We start from the raw sequence: 20,246 nt of genomic DNA on the forward strand, positions 1-20,246 counted from the left end.
CTGCGTAGCGGTCGTGTCCCGCTCGGGGGGGGGCCTGGGTGACCAGGCGGCGGGGGTGGCGGTGGCCGGGTTGCGCGGGGGCCGGGCAGCGGGCGGCCGTGCTCCGCCTGGCGGGCGTGGTTGCCGGGCGCAAGGGGTGGGGGCAGCGGGTTGGTGGTGGCCGGACTGCGAGTTGGCGGTGGCCGGGCTGCGTAGCGGTCGTGTCCCGGTCAGCGGGCCTCGGTGGTGGGTGCGGGTTGGTCATGGCCGGGCGTGACGGTCGGGCGCAAGGTTGGCGGTGGCCGGGTGGTGGGGCGCGTGGGGGGTTTTCGGGGACGGCGGGGGGAGAAGGGGGGCGCGGTGTCGGGAGGGCTGCGGGATTAGTGTGCGCGCAGGTGGTGGCGTTTGCGCCAGGCCACCACCGTGCCCACGAGCGCCGGTGCGGCGATGCAGGCCATCGCGATCAGGAAGGCCGGGGACGTCGGTGAGGAGGCACGGGCGCCGGCGACCGCGTAGGCGGCCGTGTTCGGGATCGAGCCGAGGGCCGTGGCCAGCAGGAACGGCAGCCAGCCCATACGGGAGACGGCCGCGCAGTAGTTCGCCGCCCAGAACGGCACACCGGGAAAGAGCCGGGCGGCCAGCATGGACCGGAACCCGTGCCGGCTGAGCTGCCCGTCGGCCGCCTTCAGCCAGCGGCCCCGCAGCAGCGGGCGCAGCGCGTCCTGCCCGAGGAGGCGGCCCAGCCCGAAGGCCACCCCGGCCCCGAGGACCGTGCCCACCAGCGCCGTCGCCAGACCGAGCTGCGAGCCGAACAGCGCGCCCGCCGCGAGGTTCAGCAGGGGGCGCGGTACGAACGCCACGGTGCACAGCCCGTACGCCACCGCGAACACGACGGCCGCCGCGGCCCCGCCGAGCTGTGGCGGCCACCCCTGCGTCAGCAGCCGCTGTGGCTCCAGCAGCAGCACACCCGTGGCGCCGCCCGCGAGCAGGGCGAACAGCAGCGACAGCCGGACATAGGGGGACAGCAGCACGCGCGTGCAGCGGGCGACCGCTCCTGCGCGGCGCAGGGGGCTTACGGGAACGACGAACTCCGTGGCGGCGGCCCGGGGAGAGGCCGTGGCGGTGCCCCCAGAGCGGTTGGTGGCATCGAACATCCGGTGACACTAACCGACGAACGTGTGTGATCGCCGTCAAGTGTGTCGCATCACCGTCACACCACGGCCGTGGCATCCATCGGTCGTCGGTGAGCGGAGAGGGGCCCGGGCGCCTCCTTGGCACCCGGACCCGTACCTCACGCGGCGAGCGCGTGACCGGGATGCAGAACTACCTTGGTATAGCCCTCGATCCGCTTGTCGAACTTCTCGTACGCCTGCGGTGCCTGGTCCAGCGGCAACTCGTGGGAGACCACGAAGCTGGGCTGGGCGCGCCCGGCGATGATCATGTCGCGCAGCTGGCGGTTGTACCGCTTGACGTTGCACTGACCGGTGCCCATCTGCTGGCCCTTTTCGAACATCCTGCCGATGGAGACCAGCAGCTGGCCGTGCTTGGCGTGCTCGTCGGGACCGCCGGGGTCCGAGGGCACATACAGACCCGGTATGCCGAGCATGCCGGTCGGGCGTACCGTCTCGACCAGCTCGTTGAGGACGATGGCGGGTTCCTCGTGGCTGGCGTCGTGTGCCTGGGCCTGGTAGCCGACGGCGTCCACGCCCTTGTCGGTTCCTTCACCTCCGGTCTGTTCCTTGATCTGCGCTGCCGGGTCACCCTTGGTGAAGTCGATGGGGATGGCTCCTATCTCCTCCGCCTTGGCCAGCCGCTCGGGCACGCGGTCCACGGAGAAGACCTTCGCGGCACCGCGCAGCAGCGCGGAGTAGGCGGCCATCAGGCCCACCGGTCCGGCGCCGTAGACGGCCACGCTCTCGCCGGGGGACACCTGGGCGAGTTCACAACCGTGGTAGCCGGTCGGGAAGATGTCGGCGAGCAGCACGAAATCGGTCTCGAACTCCTCGCCCGGGGGCAGCTTCAGGCAGTTGAAGTCGGCGAACGGCACCCGCAGCAACTCCGCCTGGCCGCCGATGAACGGGCCCATGGCCACGTAGCCGTAGGCTCCGCCGGCGAATCCCGGGTTGACCGTCAGGCAGAACCCGGTCTTTCCGGCGAGACAGTTCTTGCAGAATCCGCAGGCGACGTTGAAGGGCATCACCACGCGGTCCCCCTCCGACAGGGACGTCACGCCGCTGCCGACCTCCTCGATGACGCCGAGATTCTCGTGTCCGAAGACGATGCCCGACTCGGCCGCTGTGCGGCCTTCGTACATGTGCAGGTCCGAGCCGCATATCGCGGTCGACGTGACCCGTACGAGCACATCGTTGGGATGCTGGATCTGGGGATCCTGGACGTCTTTCACCACCACACTGAAGGGCTCTTCGTAGACGACGGCTTTCACCTCGGTCACCTCCGCGTCCAGCGTTGGATGACGGCGGCGAGGAGGGAACGCTGCCGAGGGGACGCGCAAGGCGCGGGCCCTCGCCTCTGTGCCGTGGCCCCGTGCGCCCGCTTCACCGCCGGTACTTCCAGGTAACGCCCGTACGGAAGGGGTTGCAACCCCCGGCCGGGAGGGGCGACGCGCTCGCTGCGGCAACCACGCCGGGCTCGCGGACGGGCCTCCGTGTCGACAGTAGGGTTCGTGTCATGACCGTCACAGGCGCTGCCCCGCCGGACGTGCCGCGCAGCGCTCTCGCCGACACCGTGCTGGAACGGCTGACGGCCGGGTACGGAGCCGCCGCGGACCCTGGGCGGGCCGCCGCGATGCGGGCCTACATGAAGGACGTCGCCCCCTTCCTCGGCATCCCCACTCCGGCCCGCCGCGCCCTGTCACGCACCGTGCTCGCCGGCACCCCGCGTCCCGACGAGGCCGACTGCACCGCCATCGCCCTGCGCTGCTGGGAGCTGCCCGAGCGCGAGTACCACTACTTCGCCGTCGACTGTCTGCGCCGGCACGCGGGCCGCTGCTCCTCGGCCCTCCTCCCGGTGGCCCGGCACCTCGCCACCACCGTCCCCTGGTGGGACACCGTCGACCTGCTCGCCGCGCACGTCGTGGGCACCCTGGTCGCCGCCGACCCGAAGCTGACCGCCGACATGGACGCCTGGATCAGCGACGGCGACCTGTGGGTGGCACGCACGGCCCTGCTCCACCAGCTGACCTACAAGGAGCGCACCGACGCCGACCGGCTCTTCGCCTACTGCCTGGTGCAGTCCGGGCACCCGGGCTTCTTCGTCCGCAAGGCGATCGGCTGGGCCCTGCGCGAGTACGCCAAGACCGACCCCGACGCCGTACGGGCCTTCCTGGCGCGGGAGAGGGGCCGGTTCGCCCCGCTGACCGTGCGGGAGGCACTGAGGAACACCGGCGGCTGAACCGGCCCGGCCGGAAAACCATTCGACGCCGGACAAACCGTCGGCGATGATCGACGCCATGTTCCGGTACGCCTTCCGTCTCGCAGCGTCCGCCGTCGCGGACGCCCCGAAGGCTGCCGTCCCGATCCTCGTGGCCGCTGTCGACGGCGCCCGAAGCTGACCCTCTCCGGATCGTCCGGCGGACCCCGCAGGGGGAGGGTCGGCCAGTTCCCGGGGTCCCGCGTTCCAGCGTTCCCGTACGACCGGAGAGGCTCCGAGGCACCGCCATGTCCAAAACGGCCTACGTGCGCAGCAAGCCGCACCTGAACATCGGCACCATGGGTCACGTCGACCATGGCAAGACCACCCTGACCGCCGCCATCACCAAAGTGCTCGCCGAGCGCGGCACCGGCACCTTCGTCCCCTTCGACCGCATCGACCGCGCCCCGGAGGAGGCCGCCCGCGGCATCACCATCAACATCGCGCACGTCGAGTACGAGACCGACACCCGGCACTACGCCCACGTCGACATGCCGGGCCACGCCGACTACGTCAAGAACATGGTCACCGGTGCCGCGCAGCTCGACGGGGCGATCCTCGTCGTCTCCGCGCTCGACGGCATCATGCCGCAGACCGCCGAGCATGTGCTGCTCGCCCGGCAGGTGGGCGTCGACCACATCGTCGTCGCGCTGAACAAGGCCGACGGCGCGGGGGACGAGGAACTCATCGACCTGGTCGAGCTGGAGGTCCGCGACCTGCTCACCGCGCAGGGCTACCCGGGCGACGCCGTGCCTGTCGTGCGCGTCTCCGGGCTGAAGGCCCTGGCGGGCGACCCGCGCTGGACGGCGTCCATCGAGGCGCTGCTCGACGCCGTGGACACGTACGTGCCGATGCCCGAACGGTATCTGGAGGCCCCGTTCCTGCTGCCGGTGGAGAACGTGCTCACCATCACCGGGCGGGGCACCGTCGTCACGGGTGCCGTGGAGCGGGGGACGCTCCGTCCGGGCGACCGGGTGTCGGTGCTCGGTGCCGGTGTGGAGACCGTCATCACCGGGCTCGAGACCTTCGGCAAGCCGATGCGGGAGGCGCAGGCCGGGGACAACGTGGCCGTGCTGCTGCGAGGTGTGCCGCGGGACGCGGTGCGGCGGGGGCATGTCGTGGCGGCGCCCGGGAGTGTGGTTCCCGCTCGGCGGTTCTCCGCGCGGGTGTACGTGCTGTCGGCTCGGGAGGGCGGTCGTACGACACCGGTCGCCACCGGGTACCGGCCGCAGTTCTACATCCGTACGGCGGACGTGGTCGGTGACGTCGACCTGGGCGAGACGGCGGTCGCCCGGCCCGGGGAGACGGTCGAGATGAGCGTGTGGCTGGGGCGGGAGGTGCCGTTGGAGCCGGGGCTCGGGTTCGCCATCCGTGAGGGTGGGAGGACCGTGGGCGCCGGGACGGTCACCTCTGTCGGCTGACTGGCCCGCGCCCTGGGCGGGAACAGGCACCGCACAATGGACAGGTGAACGAAGCGATACCCGTCAGCCGGGTCACCGACCACGGCACCGCCAAGCTGATGCCCGATGTCGACCGGGAGCGGGCCTGGCTGCTCACGGTCGACGGGGCGCCGCAGTCGTACGTCGATCTGGACGATCCCGCGTATCTGGAGTTCGAGTACGCGCGGCGCCTCGGGCATGTCCTGGACGTCGTGGCCGAGGCCGGGCGGGCGCTGGACGTGGTGCATCTCGGCGGGGGCGCGCTGACACTGCCCCGGTATGTGGCGGCCACCCGGTCCGGTTCGCGGCAGGACGTCGTCGAGGCGGACCGGGGGCTGCTGGAGCTGGTCGCCGAGTACCTGCCGCTGCCGGCCGGCTCGGGTGTCGCGCTGCACGCCGACGATGCCCGGGCCTGGCTGGAGACGGCCGCGGACGACCACGCCGACGTACTGATCGCCGATGTGTTCGGCGGGTCCCGGGTGCCGGCGCACCTGACCACGCTCGCCTACGCGCGGGAGGCCGAGCGGGTGCTGCGGCCGGACGGGGTCTATCTGGCCAACCTCGCGGACGCGGCGCCGTTCGGCTTTCTGCGGTCCCAACTGGCCACGTTCGCGGCCGTGTTCGAGGAACTCGCGCTGATCGCCGAGCCTGGGGTGCTGCGCGGCCGGCGGTTCGGCAACGCGGTGCTCGTCGCCGCGCACCGGCCCCTCGGCATCGCCGTGCTGGCCCGCCGGGCCGCGGCGGACGCCTTTCCGGCCCGGGTCGAACACGGCGCGGCCCTGCGGGAGTTCATCGGGTCGGCCCGGCCGGTCGAGGATGCCGCTGCCGTGCCGTCACCCGAGCCCCCCGACGGGGCGTTCGGCATCGGCTGACGCCGACGGCTGGGCGGCGACCGGCCGGGTGCGGCGGGTCAGCCCGCGGACGTCCGGGACCAGCAGCACCAGGGCGGTGACCAGCACGACGAGGGCGGCGCAGCCCCACAGGGCGGCCGTGCGGCCGAAGGCGGTCTCGGCGGGACCGGCCAGGGCCGTGGCGAGGGGCATGAGGGAGACCGAGCCGAACCAGTCGTACGCCGAGACGCGGGAGAGCTTGTCCTCGGGGATCTCCTGGTGCAGCGCGGTCATCCAGGAGACACCGAACACCTCCACCGTCGTACCGGCGGCGAACATCACCACGTACAGCACGCCCACCGGCACCGGTACGGCCAGCGCGGCGGAGGGCAGGGCCAGCGGGAAGACGCACAGCGTTCCCGCGAGCAGCAGCCGGCGGGGTTTCCAGCGGGTCATCAGCAGGGCACCGGCCACCGTGCCCGCGCCGAACGCGGCCAGCGCCAGGCCCCATGGCCCCGCACCGCCCAGGCTGTCGCGGGCGACCAGCGGGCCGTAGACCGCGTCGGCCGTGACGACCACCGCGTTGGCGACCGAGAACTGCACGACGATGCCCCACAGCCAGGGCCGGCCGATGAACTCCCGCCAGCCCTCGCGCAGATCGGCCAGCATGCCCTGGCCCGGGGCGCGCGGCGGGATGTGGCTGACGTCGAGGAAGGAGCGCAGGGCTCCGGCGAGGGCGAAGGCCGCCGCGTCGACCGCGAGCACCCAGCCGGGGCCGATCGCCGCGACCAGGGCGCCGCCGAGCGCCGCGCCGCCGAGGGCCGCGCCCTGGGTGGCCATGCGGAAGACGGCGAACGCCCGGCCCGCCTGCTCGTCTCCGACGGAGGACATCAGCATGCCCTCGGCCGCCGGGCCGAAGAACGCCTGCCCGGTGCCGCCGAGCGCGGTGAGCAGCATCATCTGCCACAGTTGGGGCTCACCGGCGAGCACGAGGGCGGCGAAGGCCGCCTGGGAGAGGCAGTTGAGGGCGTTGGCGGCGACCATCACCCGGTGCCGGGGCAGCCGGTCCGCGATCGCGCCGCCGATGAGCAGGAACACCACCAGCGGAAGGGTGCGGGCGGCGGCCACCAGTCCCACGTCACCGCCGTCGCCGCCGGTCTCCAGCACGGCGAACGCGGCCGCGATGAGCGAGCCGTTGGCGCCGAGGCCGGTCACGACGGCGGCCGCGGTGAGCAGGGAGTAGTTGCGGCCGGCCCAGGAGGGTCTGCGGGGGAAGCGTGCGGTGGCGGCTGTGTTCACCGGCCGACTATCGCCCGCCCAAGCGCCCGGTTCAATCGGGTTGTCGGCCGCGCGACACGCTCAAGTGGCCTCATTTGACCGCTTCTTTGACTCCGACACCGATGCCTTTTAAGATGATCAAGTCATGTTCATGACGATTTATCACCCCCCCGGAACTTCTTGGTTCCAAGGAAAGGACCGTCATGCGAAAGCATGTTGCAGCCGTATTCGGCACGGCCGCGCTCATCGGCGCGGCCCTTCCCGCCGTGGCCGCGGCGCCCGCCTCGGCCGCCGCGTTCTCCTGTCACCCCGTCGGCCACACCTACATCGTGAACAACGAGAAGGTGCCCGTTCACGCCACGCCGTCCCCGGGTGGCAGGGTGACCGGCTACGTGTACAAGGACAACAAGGTGCACGCCGAGCTTCAGTGCGACAACAGCAGCGGCACCTGGGAGTGCATCGGCCAGTGTCACGACCCCGAAGAGTCGCTCAACGGCCGCTGGGTCTTCCGTAACTATCTGAGGGGCTGAGGCTTCGCGGGGTTCCGGCCCGCCCGATCGTGGCGGGCCGGAAGGCCTGTGAGCTTATTCACTCGTCGGCATACCGTGCAGCCGGACCGTGCTGAGGACCTTGAGAACGGTCGCCTCCGGGACCTCGCCCTTCACGCCCTTGGCTCCGTAGAAGTTGAACGACACGAAGTCGTGGGCGCCGTTCTTGAAGCCGAACGTGAGCGCCTTGCCGTCGGTCACGCACTTGCCCTTCCGCGGCGTGCCGGTCGACCGGGCCCAGCTGATGCTGCCCTTGATGCCCGAAGTGGTGGTGAACGAGGCGGCCTTCCTGTCGTACGAGATGCTCTTCTTGTCGGGCCTGGTGTAGCCGCCGTAAACCCACCAGGCCGGTGTGTTGACCGCGATCTCGTCCGTGTTCTTGGCGCCGGCCGCACCCTTGGTGCCCACCACCGCCAGCGGGGTGTCCTCGGTGCGGCCCTCCTTGTCGTCGTCGGAGGTGCACCACTCGGGCTTGAACTCCGCGGCGCCCGACATGGTGATTCCCTTCTCCTTCTCGTTCTCGAACTCGAAGCCGATCCCGACGCCGGGGGACCTGACCTCCCAGTCCGCCGGCACGTCGAAGGCGACGCCCCACTTGGGGTTCACCACGACCTTCCAGCCGGCGATGGTCGGCTTCTCCGCGGTGTTGCCGCGCGGATCGTCCTGCGTGGCCGAGGAGGTCGGGGTGGGCGTCGGCTCCGCCGTGGGCGACTGGCTCGTCCGCCGGCCGTCCTTGCCGCCCTCCGCCTCGTCGTCCTTCGAGCCGCCGAGCACCAGGACGCCGGTGACGGCGGCGGTGACCACGACCGCCGCGGCCGCGATCACCGCGATCGGCTTCGTACGGCCGCCGCCGCCCTGCGGGGGCTCGGGCACGGGTGCGGTGGGGGGCTGCCCCCACTGCGGCTGCTGCCCGTACGGGCCGGCCGGCGGTTGCTGTCCGACCTGGTCCGCCTGCGGGTACTGCTGAGGTCCGGGTTGCTGGTACGGATTCGGCTGCTGGTACCCCGGTTGCTGGTACGGGTTGTGCTGCGGGTTCTGCGCGCCCCCTGGCGGCTGCTGATCTGGCCACATGGCCAGTAACCCTAGTGTGGCGGCGGACACGGTCCGGTAACCGGCCCTCGTCGGGGTCGTGGCGAAGTCCGGGAGGACCGTCGGCGCAGGCCCTGGTCAGCCCCGGCTACTCGTGAGTAACATGTCGTCCATGAGCGCAGACCAGATGTCGATCGGCGAGATGCTCGCCGCCACCGTGCCCATGGCCCGGACGCTGAACCTCGAGTTCGTGGAGACCACGCCGGACCAGGCCGTGGTCTCCCTGCCGGACCAGGGCGCGTACCACAACCACGTGGGCGGGCCGCACGCCGGTGCGATGTTCACTCTCGGGGAGTCGGCCAGCGGCGCCATCGTGCTGGCCGCCTTCGGTGACCAGCTCTCGCGCGCGGTGCCGCTCGCCGTGCGTGCCGAGATCGCCTACAAGAAGCTGGCGATGGGCGCCGTCACCGCGACCGCGACCCTGGGCCGTCCGGCGGCCGAGGTCGTCGCCGAGCTGGACTCGGGCCGGCGCCCCGAGTTCCCCGTGTCGATCGAGATCCGGCGCGCGGACGGAGCGGTGACCGGTGAGATGACCGTCGTCTGGACGCTGCGTCCCAGCAACCAGGACTGACCCGGGTGTTCGGGGAGGGGGCCCGCGCGGGCCCCTCTCTCACTCTTCGAGCCGTGTCACGCGGCCCGGTGCGGTTCGTGGGTGCCGCTGCCGCTGCCGCTGCCCTGCAGTCCGGTCACGAACTCCTTGAGCCAGCCGATGAATTCGGGCCCCAGATCCGGGCGGGCGCACGCCAGGCGGACCACCGTGCGCAGGTAGTCGCCCTTGTCACCGGTGTCGTAGCGCAGGCCCTTGAAGACCACCCCGTGGACGGTGCCGGCCGCCGCGAGGTCCTGCAGGGCGTCGGTCAGCTGGATCTCGCCGCCGCGGCCCGCCGGAGTGCGGTCCAGGACGTCGAAGACGGCCGGGTCGAGGACGTAGCGGCCGATGACCGCGTACCGGCTCGGTGCGGTCCCGGGCGCCGGCTTCTCCACCAGGCCGGTCACGCGGACGACGTCCTCCTCGCCCGCCGGCTCCAGTGCCGCGCAGCCGTAGAGGTGGATCTGCGCCGGGTCGACATCCATCAGCGCGACCACGCTGCCCTCGTACCGCTCGCGGACCTCCAGCATGCGGCGCAGCAGGGTCTCGCGCGGATCGATCAGATCGTCACCGAGCAGGACCGCGAAGGGCTGGTTCCCGACGTGGTGCCGGGCGCAGAGCACGGCATGGCCGAGGCCGAGGGGGTCGCCCTGACGGATGTGGTGGATGTCGGCGAGTCGTGCCGGATCGCGGACGGCGTCCAGCCGCACGGTGTCACCCTTGGCCGCCAGAGCCTGTTCCAGCTCGAAGGCATGGTCGAAGTGGTCCTCGATGGCCCGCTTGTGCCGGCCGGTGACCATCAGGATGTCCTCCAGACCGGCCGCGGCGGCCTCCTCGACGACGTACTGAATGGCCGGCTTGTCGACGACCGGCAGCATTTCCTTCGGCGTTGCCTTGGTCGCGGGCAGGAACCGGGTGCCGAGACCGGCGGCCGGCACGACCGCTTTGCGTACGGTACGGGGGGTGGCGGGAGTCGCTGTGCGGCGCGGGGCGATCATGCCGCCCATGCTGGGGGACGCGAATGAGAGCGCACCCAGAGAAACATGGGAACCGGCTGTGTGTGGGGATCCAGGGGATACCGTCGGTAACCTTTGCGCCGTCAACAGAGTTTGATGCCGAGTCATTCGAACTTCTTGTTTCCTGTGAGGCGCGTGTGCGAAGGTGAGCCTCCCCGCGGGAGGGCAAAGGCGGGCGCGGGACGCCAAGGCCGGCCCTTTAGGTACGCACCCATCAGGCACTGCTTTCCGACAGGACGCGGTTTCGCATGCCGTCCTGCGGCTGGAAAGGAAAGGCTCCGTGCAGTCCCCTTACCCCCCACGCCCGCCGTACCCGCCGCTGCCCGGTTCGACCGGGGAGTCCGACCGCGATCTCCTCGCCCGGCTCGGCGGCCCCCACGCCGCCCACCATCACGCCGTCGCCCTGCTGCTGGCCCGGCACTGGCGCGCCGCCCACGACTACGCGGTGGTCTGCCTGGCCTCCACCGGGCCCACGGCCCAACTGGTGGCCACCGCCGCCTTCCACCAGGTCCTCGGCCGCGTGGCCGGCGGAGCGGTCGGCGGCGCCCTGCGTCCGCAGTTGCTGGTCGCCGTCCGCGACACCGTCCGCGCCTGGGCGGCGGACGAGGCGACCTGCGCCACCCTGCCGGAATTGCGCAAAACCGCCGGCGGTCGCGGGCTCAGCGCGACAAAGCCCGGAACACCGGAAAGGCGACAGCTCGCCGAACGCGCATTCCGGGCCCTTCCCGGCGCCTCGCAATGCCTTCTCTGGCACACCGAGGTCGAAGCGGAACCCATAAACATACCCGCTGGTCTGCTGGGGGTCGGCGTGGCCACCGCGACGGCCGCCCTGGAGCAGGCTCGGGAGCAATTCCGCGCGGGTTGCGTACGCGCCCACCGGGAACTCGCGCCCTCCAGGGAATGCCGCTTCCACAACCGGCTCCTCGACGTCCCCCTGCGCCGTGGCGGCGCCCTGCTGCCGGACGTGCGCCGGCACCTGACGGCGTGCCGGCACTGCCGGCACGCCGCCGAACACCTCGCCCGATTCGACGGCGCTCTGGAACTGCTGCTCGCCGAGGCCGTGCTCGGCTGGGGCGCCCGCCGCTATCTCGACGCACGCCCCGGCCGCGGCGCCGTCGCGCACCGGCCGCTCCCCGCGACGGCGGAGACGGCACCTCCGGCGGCGGGCGGCCGGCACCGCACCGGGGCGGTGAGCGGCCACCGCACGGCGCTGGCCGTCGGCGTCGGACTGACCTCGCTCGCGCTGCTCACCACCGTCCTCGTGGCCGGGAACCGGTCCGATGACAACGGTGTCCCCTGGCGCGGCGCCACCTGGGGCGCCCCCGCCGGACACGCCCCTCGACACGCCACCCGCCCGAGCGGCACCGGCGCGCGGCCCGCCGCCTCGCCCTCCGCCGCCTCGGTCGGCACCTCCGCCGAGGTCGCCCATGGCCGGCTGCGCGGCCTCGCCTCCGGGCTCTGCCTGGACGTGCGCGGGCACAAGGTCGCGGCGGGCGCGGGCGTCCGGCTCGCGGACTGCTCGTCGGCCACCTCGCAACAGTGGTCGTACCAGGACGACGGACTGCTGCGCAGCGCCGCCGACCCCTCTCTCTGCCTCGCCGCCGACCCCGGCGCGAGGAGGGTCGTGGTGGACGGCTGTGTCGTACACGCGGGAGAGGTGTCGTACGACTTCACGGTGCGGGGCGAGATTCTGCTCCGCTGGCACCAGGGCCTTGCCCTGACCCCGGGTTCCGGTGGCTCGGCCACCCGTGCGGGGATCGCTGCCCGGGACGGCTCGGCGCAGCAGCGGTGGGTGCTGGAGCCGGACGCGGACGGGCTGCCGCGTTCCGGCGCGGGACCGGCTTCGCCAGAGGCGCCGGACGGCGGGGAGCCGGCCCCCTCGACGGGGGACGGCGGGCAAGCACCCGAAGGGAGCAGACCGGACGACACCTCACGCGGGACGCCCCCGGGCGACGGCGAGAGCCCCGGGGAGTACGACGAGACCCCTCGCATCGCCCAGGTACGCGCCGACGCCGACCAGCGGCAGGGCGGATCCGCGGCACCCGGCGACGTGGTGGACGTGGTGGACGTGGTGGACGCGGCCGGTGGCCTCGTCGCGCCGGTCACCGACGCGCTCACCTCACCGGTCAACGACACCGCACCGGTGACTGCCACGGTCGCCTCCGTGCCGGCGGCCGTGGGGTCGCTGGTCGGCTGACGCGCGAGGCGGACAGTCAGGAAGAGAAGCGGACAGTCAGGAAGAGAAGGGGTCACCCGTGCTCCCGTGCCGGGTGGCCCCTCTCACTTCCGGCCCCGGTGAACCTCGCGTGACCCGCGCCTGGGTACGGGCGACGGGGTGAGCGGCGGCCCGGTCCGCGGCGAACGGGGTCGCACGCGTCGGCGGGCTCGGTGGCGGTGCGGCCCGTAGGCCGGGACACTCGTACGCCCGGACCGGCGAAGGCAATTGCTCGGATTTCCAGTCCCTTGCGGGGAATTCTGCGCGCTGGCCGAATCGATGCCACCGCACGCGAAAAGGTTGCAGCGTTATTGACCCGTGAGTAGCCCCTCGCTAGTTTTCCGGTTCCCTCGCACCAGAGCGTCCGCCGCACAAACCCCCCACCGTGCTGTCTCGCCGATTGTGCCGGAGCATCATGACCTCACTTGTGCGCGCCCATGACCTGATCCTGTGCATCACTCCCTTCGCCGAACCCGACGCGGGCCTCGCCGCCGCGGCCTCCGCCGCCGGCGGGCTCGGCGTCCTGGACCTGGACACCGGCGACCGAAGATCCCGCGAGGAGCTGTCCCGGCTGAGCCGGGCCGCCGCGGGACCCTTCGGCGTACGGGTGACGGGGCGCTGCGCCCTGGCCCCCGCCGACCTCCACGGCGCCCCCGACACCGTGGTCCTCGCCTCGGACGCACCCTGGCGCGTGCACCGGCTCACCGCCGAATACCGGGTACTGGTGGAGGTGACCGATCTCGGGCAGGCCCGTGAGGCCGGCCGCGCCGGTGCCCACGGGCTCATCGCCCGGGGGGCCGAGGGCGGTGGCCGGGTCGGCGAGCTGAGCACCTTCGTACTGCTGCAACAGCTGCTTGCCGACGCGGAGTTGCACGGCCTTCCGGTATGGGCCCGGGGAGGCATCGGAGCGCGTACGGCGGTCGCCGCCGTGGCGGGCGGGGCGGCCGGGGTCGTCCTCGACAGTCAACTGGCCCTGCTGGCCGAGTCCCGGCTGCCGGAAACGGTCCGGGCCGCGCTGCGGTCCCTCGACGGTTCGGAGACCGTGGTGCTGGGCGGGCACCGAGTACTGCGCCGCCGGGGACCGGACGCCCCGCGGCCACCCGCCGACGATCCGGACACGGTCGCGTCCTTACTGGGCGCCCGCGACCTCCGCGGCCAACTGCTCCCCGTGGGCCAGGACGGTTTCCTCGCCGCCCGGTTCGCCGAGCGGTGGCGGACCGTGCGGGGAGTGGTGTGCGCGCTGTCCGAGGCGATCCGGGGGGTGACTGGTCCGGGACTGCCGACAGGGGCGACCGATGCGGAGCCGCGCGGTGATTGCGGGGCGGTTGGTGTGCCTCCGGCGGCTGTCGGAGGGTCGGAGGCGCCTGGTGTCTGCGGGCCGGTTGTGGAGGCACGTGGTGACGAGGGGCCGGGTGGTGTGCCTGCGGCGGTGGTCGGAGAGCCGGCGGCGCGTGGTGCGGGTGAGCGGGTCGGTGCCGACGTCGCCGGGGCCGTCAGGGCTCTGCGGCCCGGGTCCGCCATGAGCCGGGCGCTCGGCACCCGACTGCCGGTGGCCCAGGGGCCGATGACCCGCGTCAGCGATCAGGCGGGGTTCGCCACCACCGTCGCCGAGAACGGGGCGTTGCCCTTCCTGGCACTGGCCCTCGCCGACGGGGAGCGGACCCGGGCGATGCTGACCGAGACGCGGGCCGCGCTCGACGGGCGGCCCTGGGGTGTGGGCGTGCTCGGGTTCGCACCCGAGGACATCAGAAACGCTCAGCTCGAAGCCGTACGGGAGCTGCGGCCCACGCACGCGATCATCGCGGGCGGCCGGCCCGCCCAGGCCGAGGCGCTGGAACGGGCCGGGATCCGCACCTTCCTGCACGTGCCCTCGCCGGGACTCCTGCGGCAGTTCCTGGACACCGGGGCGCGCAGGTTCGTCTTCGAGGGGGCCGAGTGCGGTGGGCACGTCGGGCCCCGGGCCTCTTTCCCGCTGTGGGAGGCCCAACTCGCCGTGCTCGAGGACTTCCTGGCGGACGCCGATGCCACATCCGACGCCGACGCCGACGCCGACGCCGACGCCGACGCCGACGCCGACGCCGACGCCGACGCCGACGCCGACGCCGACGCCGACGGCACCGGTGGCGAGACCGCCCGGCGGCTGGAGGTGCTCTTCGCGGGCGGCATCCACGACGCGCGGTCGGCGGCGATGGTCGCCGCCCTGGCCGCGCCGCTCACCGCCCGGGGCGCGGCCGTCGGCCTCCTCATGGGCACCGCCTACCTGTTCACCGAGGAAGCCGTCACGCACGGCGCCATCCGGCCCCTCTTCCAGCGTCAGGTCGTCGCCGCCACCGCGACCGCCCTGCTGGAGACCGCACCCGGGCACGCGACCCGCTGTGTGCCGAGCCCGTTCACCCACGACTACCGTGAGCGGGAGGCCGCCGCACGGACGAAGGGCGTGTCCGACCGGGACGTCTGGGAAGCCCTGGAACGCCTCAACGTGGGCCGGCTGCGTATCGCCAGCAAAGGCCTGGAGCGTGCCGCCGACGGCGACTTGCGGGCGGTCGGCGAGGAACGGCAGCTCACCGACGGGATGTTCATGGCGGGCGAGGTGGCCGTCCTGCGCGCGGCGACCACCACCGTCGCGGCCCTGCACCGCTCGGTGACCGACGGAGCCGCCGACTTCCTGACCGCGCGAGCCGCACAAGCCGCCCGCGCCTCCCGGCCGGCCCCCCGCCCCACGGCCGAACCGGAACCCCCCGCGCCGCTCGACATCGCGATCGTCGGCATGGCCTGCATGTTCCCGCAGGCCCCCGACCTCGCCACCTTCTGGGCGAACGTCGTCTCCGGACACGACGCCGTCACCGAGGTCCCGCCCGACCGCTGGGACCCCGCGGTGCACCACACCGCCGGCAGCACGGCGTCGAGATGGGGCGGCTTCCTGCCCCGCATCCCCTTCGACCCGCTGCGCTACGGCATCCCGCCGGCCTCGCTCGGCAGCATCGAACCCGTCCAGCTGCTGTCCCTGGAAGCGGCCCGCAGGGCGCTGGAGGACGCCGGATACGGCGAACGCGGCCGGGCGTTCGACCGCTCACGGACCTCCGTCGTGTTCGGCGCCGAGGCCGGCAGCGACCTGTCCAACGCCGTCACCCTGCGCGCCGTCCTGCCGTCGTACTACGGCAAGGTCCCCGAGGGGCTGGACGAGCAGCTGCCCCGGCTGACCGAGGACTCCTTCCCCGGCATGCTCGCCAACGTCATCTCCGGCCGGATCGCCAACCGCCTGGACCTCGGCGGCGCCAACTACACCGTCGACGCCGCCTGCGCCTCCTCCCTCGCCGCCCTCGACGTGGCCTGCAAGGAACTCGTCTCCGGCACCAGTGACGTCGTGCTGTGCGGTGGCGCCGACCTTCACAACGGCATCAACGACTACGTGCTCTTCTCCTCCGTCCACGCCCTCTCCCCGACCGGCCGGTCCCGCGCCTTCGACGCCGCTGCCGACGGCATCGCCCTCGGCGAGGGCGTGGCCTGCGTGGTCCTCAAACGGCTCACGGACGCCGACCGCGACGGCGACCGCGTCTACGGCGTGGTCAAGGGCCTGGGCGCCGCAAGCGACGGCCGCTCCCTCGGCCTGACCGCGCCCCGCCCCGAAGGCCAGCGGGCCGCGCTGGAGCGCGCGTACCGCAACGCGGGTGTCTCGCCCGCCGACGTCGGCCTGGTCGAGGCGCACGGCACCGGGACCGTCGTCGGCGACCGTACCGAACTCGCCGTCCTTGCCGCCGTGTTCACCGAGGCGGGCGCTCCGAGCGGGAGTTGCGCGCTGGGCTCGGTCAAGTCACAGATCGGGCACACCAAGTGCGCCGCCGGACTCGCCGGCCTGATCAAGACCACCCTCGCCCTCTACACCGGCGTCAAGCCGCCCACCCTCCACCTGGAGCGGCCCAACCCGGCCTGGGCGGAGGACGACAGCCCGTTCGTCTTCCACACCCACGCCCGGCCCTGGGCGGCCCCGTCCGCGGAACGCCTCGCCGGAGTCAGCGCGTTCGGCTTCGGCGGCACCAACTTTCACGCGGTGCTGGCCGCGCACGAGACCGCCGTACCGCCCCGGCAGACTCTGGACGCCTGGCCCGCCGAGCTGCTGCTGTTCCGGGGCCGGGACACGGCGGCGGCCCACCGTGAGGTCGCGGAGCTGATCCACGCCGCCGAGGCCGACGGCCGCCCCTGGCGCCTGCGCGACCTCGCCGTGGCCGCGGCCCACCGCGCGGACACCTCACACGAACCGGTACGGGCCGCGATCGTGGCCCGCACCGCGGAGGAGCTGACCGGGCAGCTGCGGCGGGTCCTCGCCGGGGAACACGATCCGGCGGCCGGGGTGCGTCTGGCGGATCCGTCGGGTGGCGGTGTGGGTGTCGGCGGGGCGGGTCTTCCGGATTCGTCGGGTGGCGGTATGGATGTCGTCCGGGTGCGGCCGGCGGATCCGTCGGGCGGCAGCCTGCATGTCACCGGGGTGCGTCCGGCGGATCCGCCGAACGGTGGGAACGCCGCGGCCGGGACCCCTCTCGCGGATCCGGTGGACGGCAAGGTGGCCTTCCTCTTTCCCGGCCAGGGCAGCCAGCGGACCGGCATGCTCGCCGACCTCCTGATCACCCTGCCCGAACTGCGCCACCACCTGCACCTCGCCCGTGGCACCGCCGACCCGCTCTACCCGCCGGCCGCCTTCGACGACACCGCCCGCGAGCGGCGCCGCGCCGCCCTCACCGACACCCGGACCGCGCAACCCGCGCTCGGCATCACGGGCCTCGTCGCCCACGCCTTCCTGACCAATGCGGGCGTCCACCCCGATATGGCCGCCGGGCACAGCTACGGCGAGCTGGCCGCGCTCGCCGCGGCCGGCGCCCTCGATCCGCGGACGCTGCTGGAGCTGAGCGCCGAGCGGGCCGGCGCGATCCTGGCCGCGGCGGGCGCCGAACCCGGCACCATGGCCGCCGTCGGAGCCGCCGCCGACGACGTCGTACGCGCCCTGCGCACGGCCGGGGCACCCGAGTCGGTGGTCGTCGCCAACCTCAACTCACCTCAGCAGACCGTGGTTTCCGGCCCCACCGCGGACCTCGACGCCGCCGTACGCCTGCTGCGCGCGGCCGGGCTCGGTGCGCGGCGCATCCCCGTGGCCTGCGCCTTCCACAGCCCGGTGGTGGCCGCGGCGGGGGCGCGGTTCGCCGAGGTCCTCGCGGACCGGACCGTACGAGCCCCGGAGTTCCCCGTGTGGGCCAACCGGACCGCCGCCCCGTACCCGCCGGACCCCGAAGCGGTGCGGGCCGAACTCGCCGCGCAGATCGGCGCCCCGGTGGCCTTCGCCGCGCAGATCGAGGCGATGTACGAGGCGGGCGCGCGGATCTTCGTCGAGGCGGGCCCGGGTACGGTCCTCACCCGGCTCGTCGGGCAGATCCTCGGGGACCGCCCGCACCGCACGGTCGCCTGCGAGCCCCGCGCCGACAGCGGTCTGCCCGGCTGGCTCGACGCGCTCGCCGAACTCGCCGTCGCGGGACTCCCGGTGCGCACCGCGTGGCTGTTCCAGGGCCGCGACGCCGTGGACGCGCTGCGCACCCCGCTGCCCGAGCGGCCCGGCTGGACGGTGGACGGACATCTCGTCCGCACCGCCGGCGGAGCACCGCTCCCCGGTGCCCTCGCACCGGCCCGACGAGTCCTGGAGACCACTGTGACGACCGACCAGCCGTACGGCACCCCGGCGGACCGGGACGCCCTGGTCTCCGAATACCTGCGCACCAGCCGGGAGATGATCGCCGCCCAGCGTGATGTGCTGCTCACGTACTTCGGTGCCACGGCACCGGCACCCGTCGCACCGCCCGTACCGCCTCAGCAGCCGGCGGAGCCCGCCCAACTGCCTCTCGCGGCACAGTTGTTGCCCGAACCTGACGGTGAAGGGCCGGTGGCCGACGTGGCACGGGTCGTCCTCGAGGTCATCAGCGAACGCACCGGATATCCCGCCGACATGATCGAGCCCGACCTCGATCTGGAGGCGGACCTGAGCATCGACTCGATCAAGCGGGCCGAGATAGCCGGCGAACTCGCCAAGCGCCTGGGCATCGCGGGCGGGGCGGAGACGCTGGACGACGCCGAGCTGGAGGAACTCGCCAAGGCGCGTACCGCGGCGGCGGTGACGAGCTGGCTCACGGCGCGGACCGGGGCGAACAGCGGCGGCGGTGGCGGGCCGGACCGGGAGCAGACCGGGGAGCCGGCAGAGGCGGTGAACACCGCGGCTCCCCAGCGCTGCGAGCTGCGGCCCGTCCCGCTTCCGCAGCCGGACCCCGCCGTGTGTCCGGTCGCCGATCCGGCCTCCAGCCTGTCCGGCCGGCGGTTCGTCGTCCTCGCCGGTGGGGGCGACGGCGACGGCGAGGGCGAGGGCAAGGACGAGGGTGGCCGCGGGGGCGACCCCGGGCTCGATACCGGGCTCGACGATGGCACGGACGCGGGGCGTGTGGCGGCGGAGGTCGCCGCGCGGCTCGCCGGGCACGGTGCCGACGTCGTGCTCCTCGGCCGGAGCCACCACCTGGCCGCCACCGACGGCACGGTCGACGGTGTGCTGTACCTGGGCGCGCTGGCCGGCCCCGACCTCCCGGTGCTGCCGGTCGCCTTCCCGGTGCTCAGGGCGGCGCTGGCGTGCGAACCGCGCCGGCTGCTGGCCGTCCGGACCGCCGACCGGGCCGGGCGGCTGCGCTCGGCAGGTCTGGACGGCCTGTTCCGCACCATCGTCCGGGAGTATCCCGACCTCCTCGCCCGGGTGGTCGCCGTGGGCGACACCTCCCCTGCGGGGGTCGCCGACGCCGTGCTCGCCGAGTTGCTCGCCCCCGAACCGGTCCCCGTCGTCCTCCGCCCGGCGGCCGGGGTCCGACAGGCTCTCGAACTGGTGCCCGCACCGCTCGGCCTGCTGGGCAGCACCGGTGCCGGACCCGCCGGGGAGGGCGCCGCCGAGGCCGTCGCGCTCGGTCTCGACCGGGACTCCGTGGTGCTGCTGGCCGGTGGCGCCCGAGGCATCACCGCGAGGTTCGCGGCCACGCTCGCCGGTGCCTCCCGGTGCCGCGTCGAACTGCTCGGCCGGACACCCGCACCCACCGGCCCCGAGGCCCCGCGGACCGCCGCCGCCCGCACCCTCGCCGACCTACGGGCGGTGCTTGCCGCCGGACCCGGTGCGCCGCGGCCCGGCGAGATCAACCGGACCGCCGAACTGATCCTCGCCCAGCGCGAGATCACCGCGACCCTTGCCGAACTCACCTCGCTCGGCAGTGCGGCCCGTTACCGCTCGGTGGACTTCCGCGAGCGGGACGCCGTCCTGCGCGCGGTCAAGGAGATCCACGCCGAACACGGCCGCCTCGACGGGGTCGTCTTCGCCGCCGGGGTGATCGAGGACCGGCTGATCGCCGAGAAGACCCCCGAATCCTTCCAGCGGGTGTACGGCACGAAGACGGCCGGGGCCGCCGCGCTGTTCGCCGCCCTGGACGACCTGCCCGCCGCGCCCGCGTTCACCGTCCTGTTCGGCAGCATCGCCGCCGTCCTCGGCAACCGCGGACAGGCCGACTACGCCGCCGCCAACGACGCCATGGAAGCGCTCGGCGCCGACTGGGCCGCCCGCACGGGCCACCGCGCGCTCACCGTCCACTGGGGTCCCTGGGCGCCGTCCGGCGCCCACACCGGCATGGTCGGCGCCGAACTCGGCCGCGAGTACGCCCGCCGCGGGGTGAGGCTGATCGACCCCGACGAGGGCACCGCGGCCCTGCTGCGCGAACTGGCCTGGGGCGATCCGTCGGCCCGTGCGGTCGTCTACACCGCGTCGGGCTGGTGA

Annotated in this window: 12 protein-coding genes; 7 read left to right on the plus strand and 5 right to left on the minus strand. The window is 73.4% G+C overall.

Going from position 1 to position 20,246, the window contains the following annotated elements:
- Window positions 1-359 precede the first annotated feature (359 nt).
- Both AC07C1_RS30675 and AC07C1_RS30680 read right to left on the minus strand, forming a co-directional pair.
- The gene (locus tag AC07C1_RS30675) at window positions 360-1,133 is read right to left on the minus strand and encodes a TVP38/TMEM64 family protein (protein WP_478944233.1); all 774 of its coding nucleotides are present in this window, start codon (window positions 1,131-1,133) and stop codon (window positions 360-362) included.
- Between the two features lie 137 nt (window positions 1,134-1,270).
- Window positions 1,271-2,422 carry a glutathione-independent formaldehyde dehydrogenase gene (locus AC07C1_RS30680; RefSeq protein WP_478944358.1) on the minus strand — a complete coding sequence of 384 codons (1,152 nt, stop codon included), beginning with the start codon at window positions 2,420-2,422 and terminating at the stop codon, window positions 1,271-1,273.
- A 245-nt stretch (window positions 2,423-2,667) separates the two neighbouring features.
- Here AC07C1_RS30680 and AC07C1_RS30685 point away from each other — a divergent pair, with 245 nt between their 5' ends.
- The 3 genes from AC07C1_RS30685 (at window position 2,668) to AC07C1_RS30695 (ending at window position 5,719) form a co-directional block, all read left to right on the plus strand.
- Window positions 2,668-3,390, plus strand: a complete 723-nt coding sequence (locus AC07C1_RS30685) for a DNA alkylation repair protein (protein ID WP_478944235.1) — start codon at window positions 2,668-2,670, stop codon at window positions 3,388-3,390.
- A gap of 266 nt (window positions 3,391-3,656) precedes the next feature.
- Window positions 3,657-4,829: an elongation factor Tu gene (gene tuf / locus AC07C1_RS30690; protein ID WP_478944237.1), complete on the plus strand. Its 1,173-nt coding sequence runs from the start codon at window positions 3,657-3,659 to the stop codon at window positions 4,827-4,829.
- A 44-nt stretch (window positions 4,830-4,873) separates the two neighbouring features.
- Window positions 4,874-5,719 (plus strand): spermidine synthase, encoded by an 846-nt coding sequence (locus AC07C1_RS30695; RefSeq protein WP_478944239.1) that lies wholly within the window; start codon window positions 4,874-4,876, stop codon window positions 5,717-5,719.
- Here AC07C1_RS30695 and AC07C1_RS30700 read toward each other — a convergent pair.
- Window positions 5,681-6,976, minus strand: a complete 1,296-nt coding sequence (locus AC07C1_RS30700; protein ID WP_478944241.1) for an MFS transporter — start codon at window positions 6,974-6,976, stop codon at window positions 5,681-5,683. The genes AC07C1_RS30695 and AC07C1_RS30700 overlap by 39 nt on opposite strands.
- Window positions 6,977-7,158: 182 nt before the next feature.
- Between AC07C1_RS30700 and AC07C1_RS30705 the strand changes: the two genes are divergently transcribed.
- Window positions 7,159-7,485 carry a hypothetical protein gene (locus AC07C1_RS30705; protein ID WP_478944243.1) on the plus strand — a complete coding sequence of 109 codons (327 nt, stop codon included), beginning with the start codon at window positions 7,159-7,161 and terminating at the stop codon, window positions 7,483-7,485.
- Window positions 7,486-7,539: 54 nt separating this feature from the next.
- On the opposite strand, the gene AC07C1_RS30710 is transcribed toward AC07C1_RS30705, so the two are convergent.
- The gene (locus AC07C1_RS30710; protein ID WP_478944245.1) at window positions 7,540-8,574 is read right to left on the minus strand and encodes a DUF8017 domain-containing protein; all 1,035 of its coding nucleotides are present in this window, start codon (window positions 8,572-8,574) and stop codon (window positions 7,540-7,542) included.
- Between the two features lie 121 nt (window positions 8,575-8,695).
- Between AC07C1_RS30710 and AC07C1_RS30715 the strand changes: the two genes are divergently transcribed.
- Window positions 8,696-9,163 carry a DUF4442 domain-containing protein gene (locus tag AC07C1_RS30715; RefSeq protein WP_478944247.1) on the plus strand — a complete coding sequence of 156 codons (468 nt, stop codon included), beginning with the start codon at window positions 8,696-8,698 and terminating at the stop codon, window positions 9,161-9,163.
- A 56-nt stretch (window positions 9,164-9,219) separates the two neighbouring features.
- On the opposite strand, the gene galU is transcribed toward AC07C1_RS30715, so the two are convergent.
- Window positions 9,220-10,179, minus strand: coding sequence for a UTP--glucose-1-phosphate uridylyltransferase GalU (galU, locus tag AC07C1_RS30720; RefSeq protein ID WP_478944248.1), 960 nt, complete (start codon window positions 10,177-10,179; stop codon window positions 9,220-9,222).
- 298 nt (window positions 10,180-10,477) lie between these two features.
- On the opposite strand from galU, the gene AC07C1_RS30725 reads away from it, so the two are divergent.
- Window positions 10,478-12,394 (plus strand): RICIN domain-containing protein, encoded by a 1,917-nt coding sequence (locus tag AC07C1_RS30725; RefSeq protein ID WP_478944250.1) that lies wholly within the window; start codon window positions 10,478-10,480, stop codon window positions 12,392-12,394.
- 433 nt (window positions 12,395-12,827) lie between these two features.
- Entirely contained in the window at window positions 12,828-20,246 is a 7,419-nt protein-coding gene (locus AC07C1_RS30730; RefSeq protein WP_478944252.1) for an SDR family oxidoreductase, read from the plus strand.

The sequence above is a fragment of the Streptomyces sp. NPDC045022 genome (genome assembly GCF_056432605.1).

What these genes read in the sequence shown, in the direction of transcription:
- AC07C1_RS30675 (WP_478944233.1), bottom strand. Translation starts at nt 1,133, where the DNA reads ATGTTCGATGCCACCAACCGCTCTGGGGGCACCGCCACGGCCTCTCCC.
- AC07C1_RS30685 (WP_478944235.1), top strand. Translation starts at nt 2,668, where the DNA reads ATGACCGTCACAGGCGCTGCCCCGCCGGACGTGCCGCGCAGCGCTCTC.
- tuf (WP_478944237.1), top strand. Translation starts at nt 3,657, where the DNA reads ATGTCCAAAACGGCCTACGTGCGCAGCAAGCCGCACCTGAACATCGGC.
- AC07C1_RS30705 (WP_478944243.1), top strand. Translation starts at nt 7,159, where the DNA reads ATGCGAAAGCATGTTGCAGCCGTATTCGGCACGGCCGCGCTCATCGGC.
- AC07C1_RS30710 (WP_478944245.1), bottom strand. Translation starts at nt 8,574, where the DNA reads ATGTGGCCAGATCAGCAGCCGCCAGGGGGCGCGCAGAACCCGCAGCAC.
- AC07C1_RS30715 (WP_478944247.1), top strand. Translation starts at nt 8,696, where the DNA reads ATGTCGTCCATGAGCGCAGACCAGATGTCGATCGGCGAGATGCTCGCC.
- galU (WP_478944248.1), bottom strand. Translation starts at nt 10,179, where the DNA reads ATGATCGCCCCGCGCCGCACAGCGACTCCCGCCACCCCCCGTACCGTA.
- AC07C1_RS30730 (WP_478944252.1), top strand. Translation starts at nt 12,828, where the DNA reads ATGACCTCACTTGTGCGCGCCCATGACCTGATCCTGTGCATCACTCCC.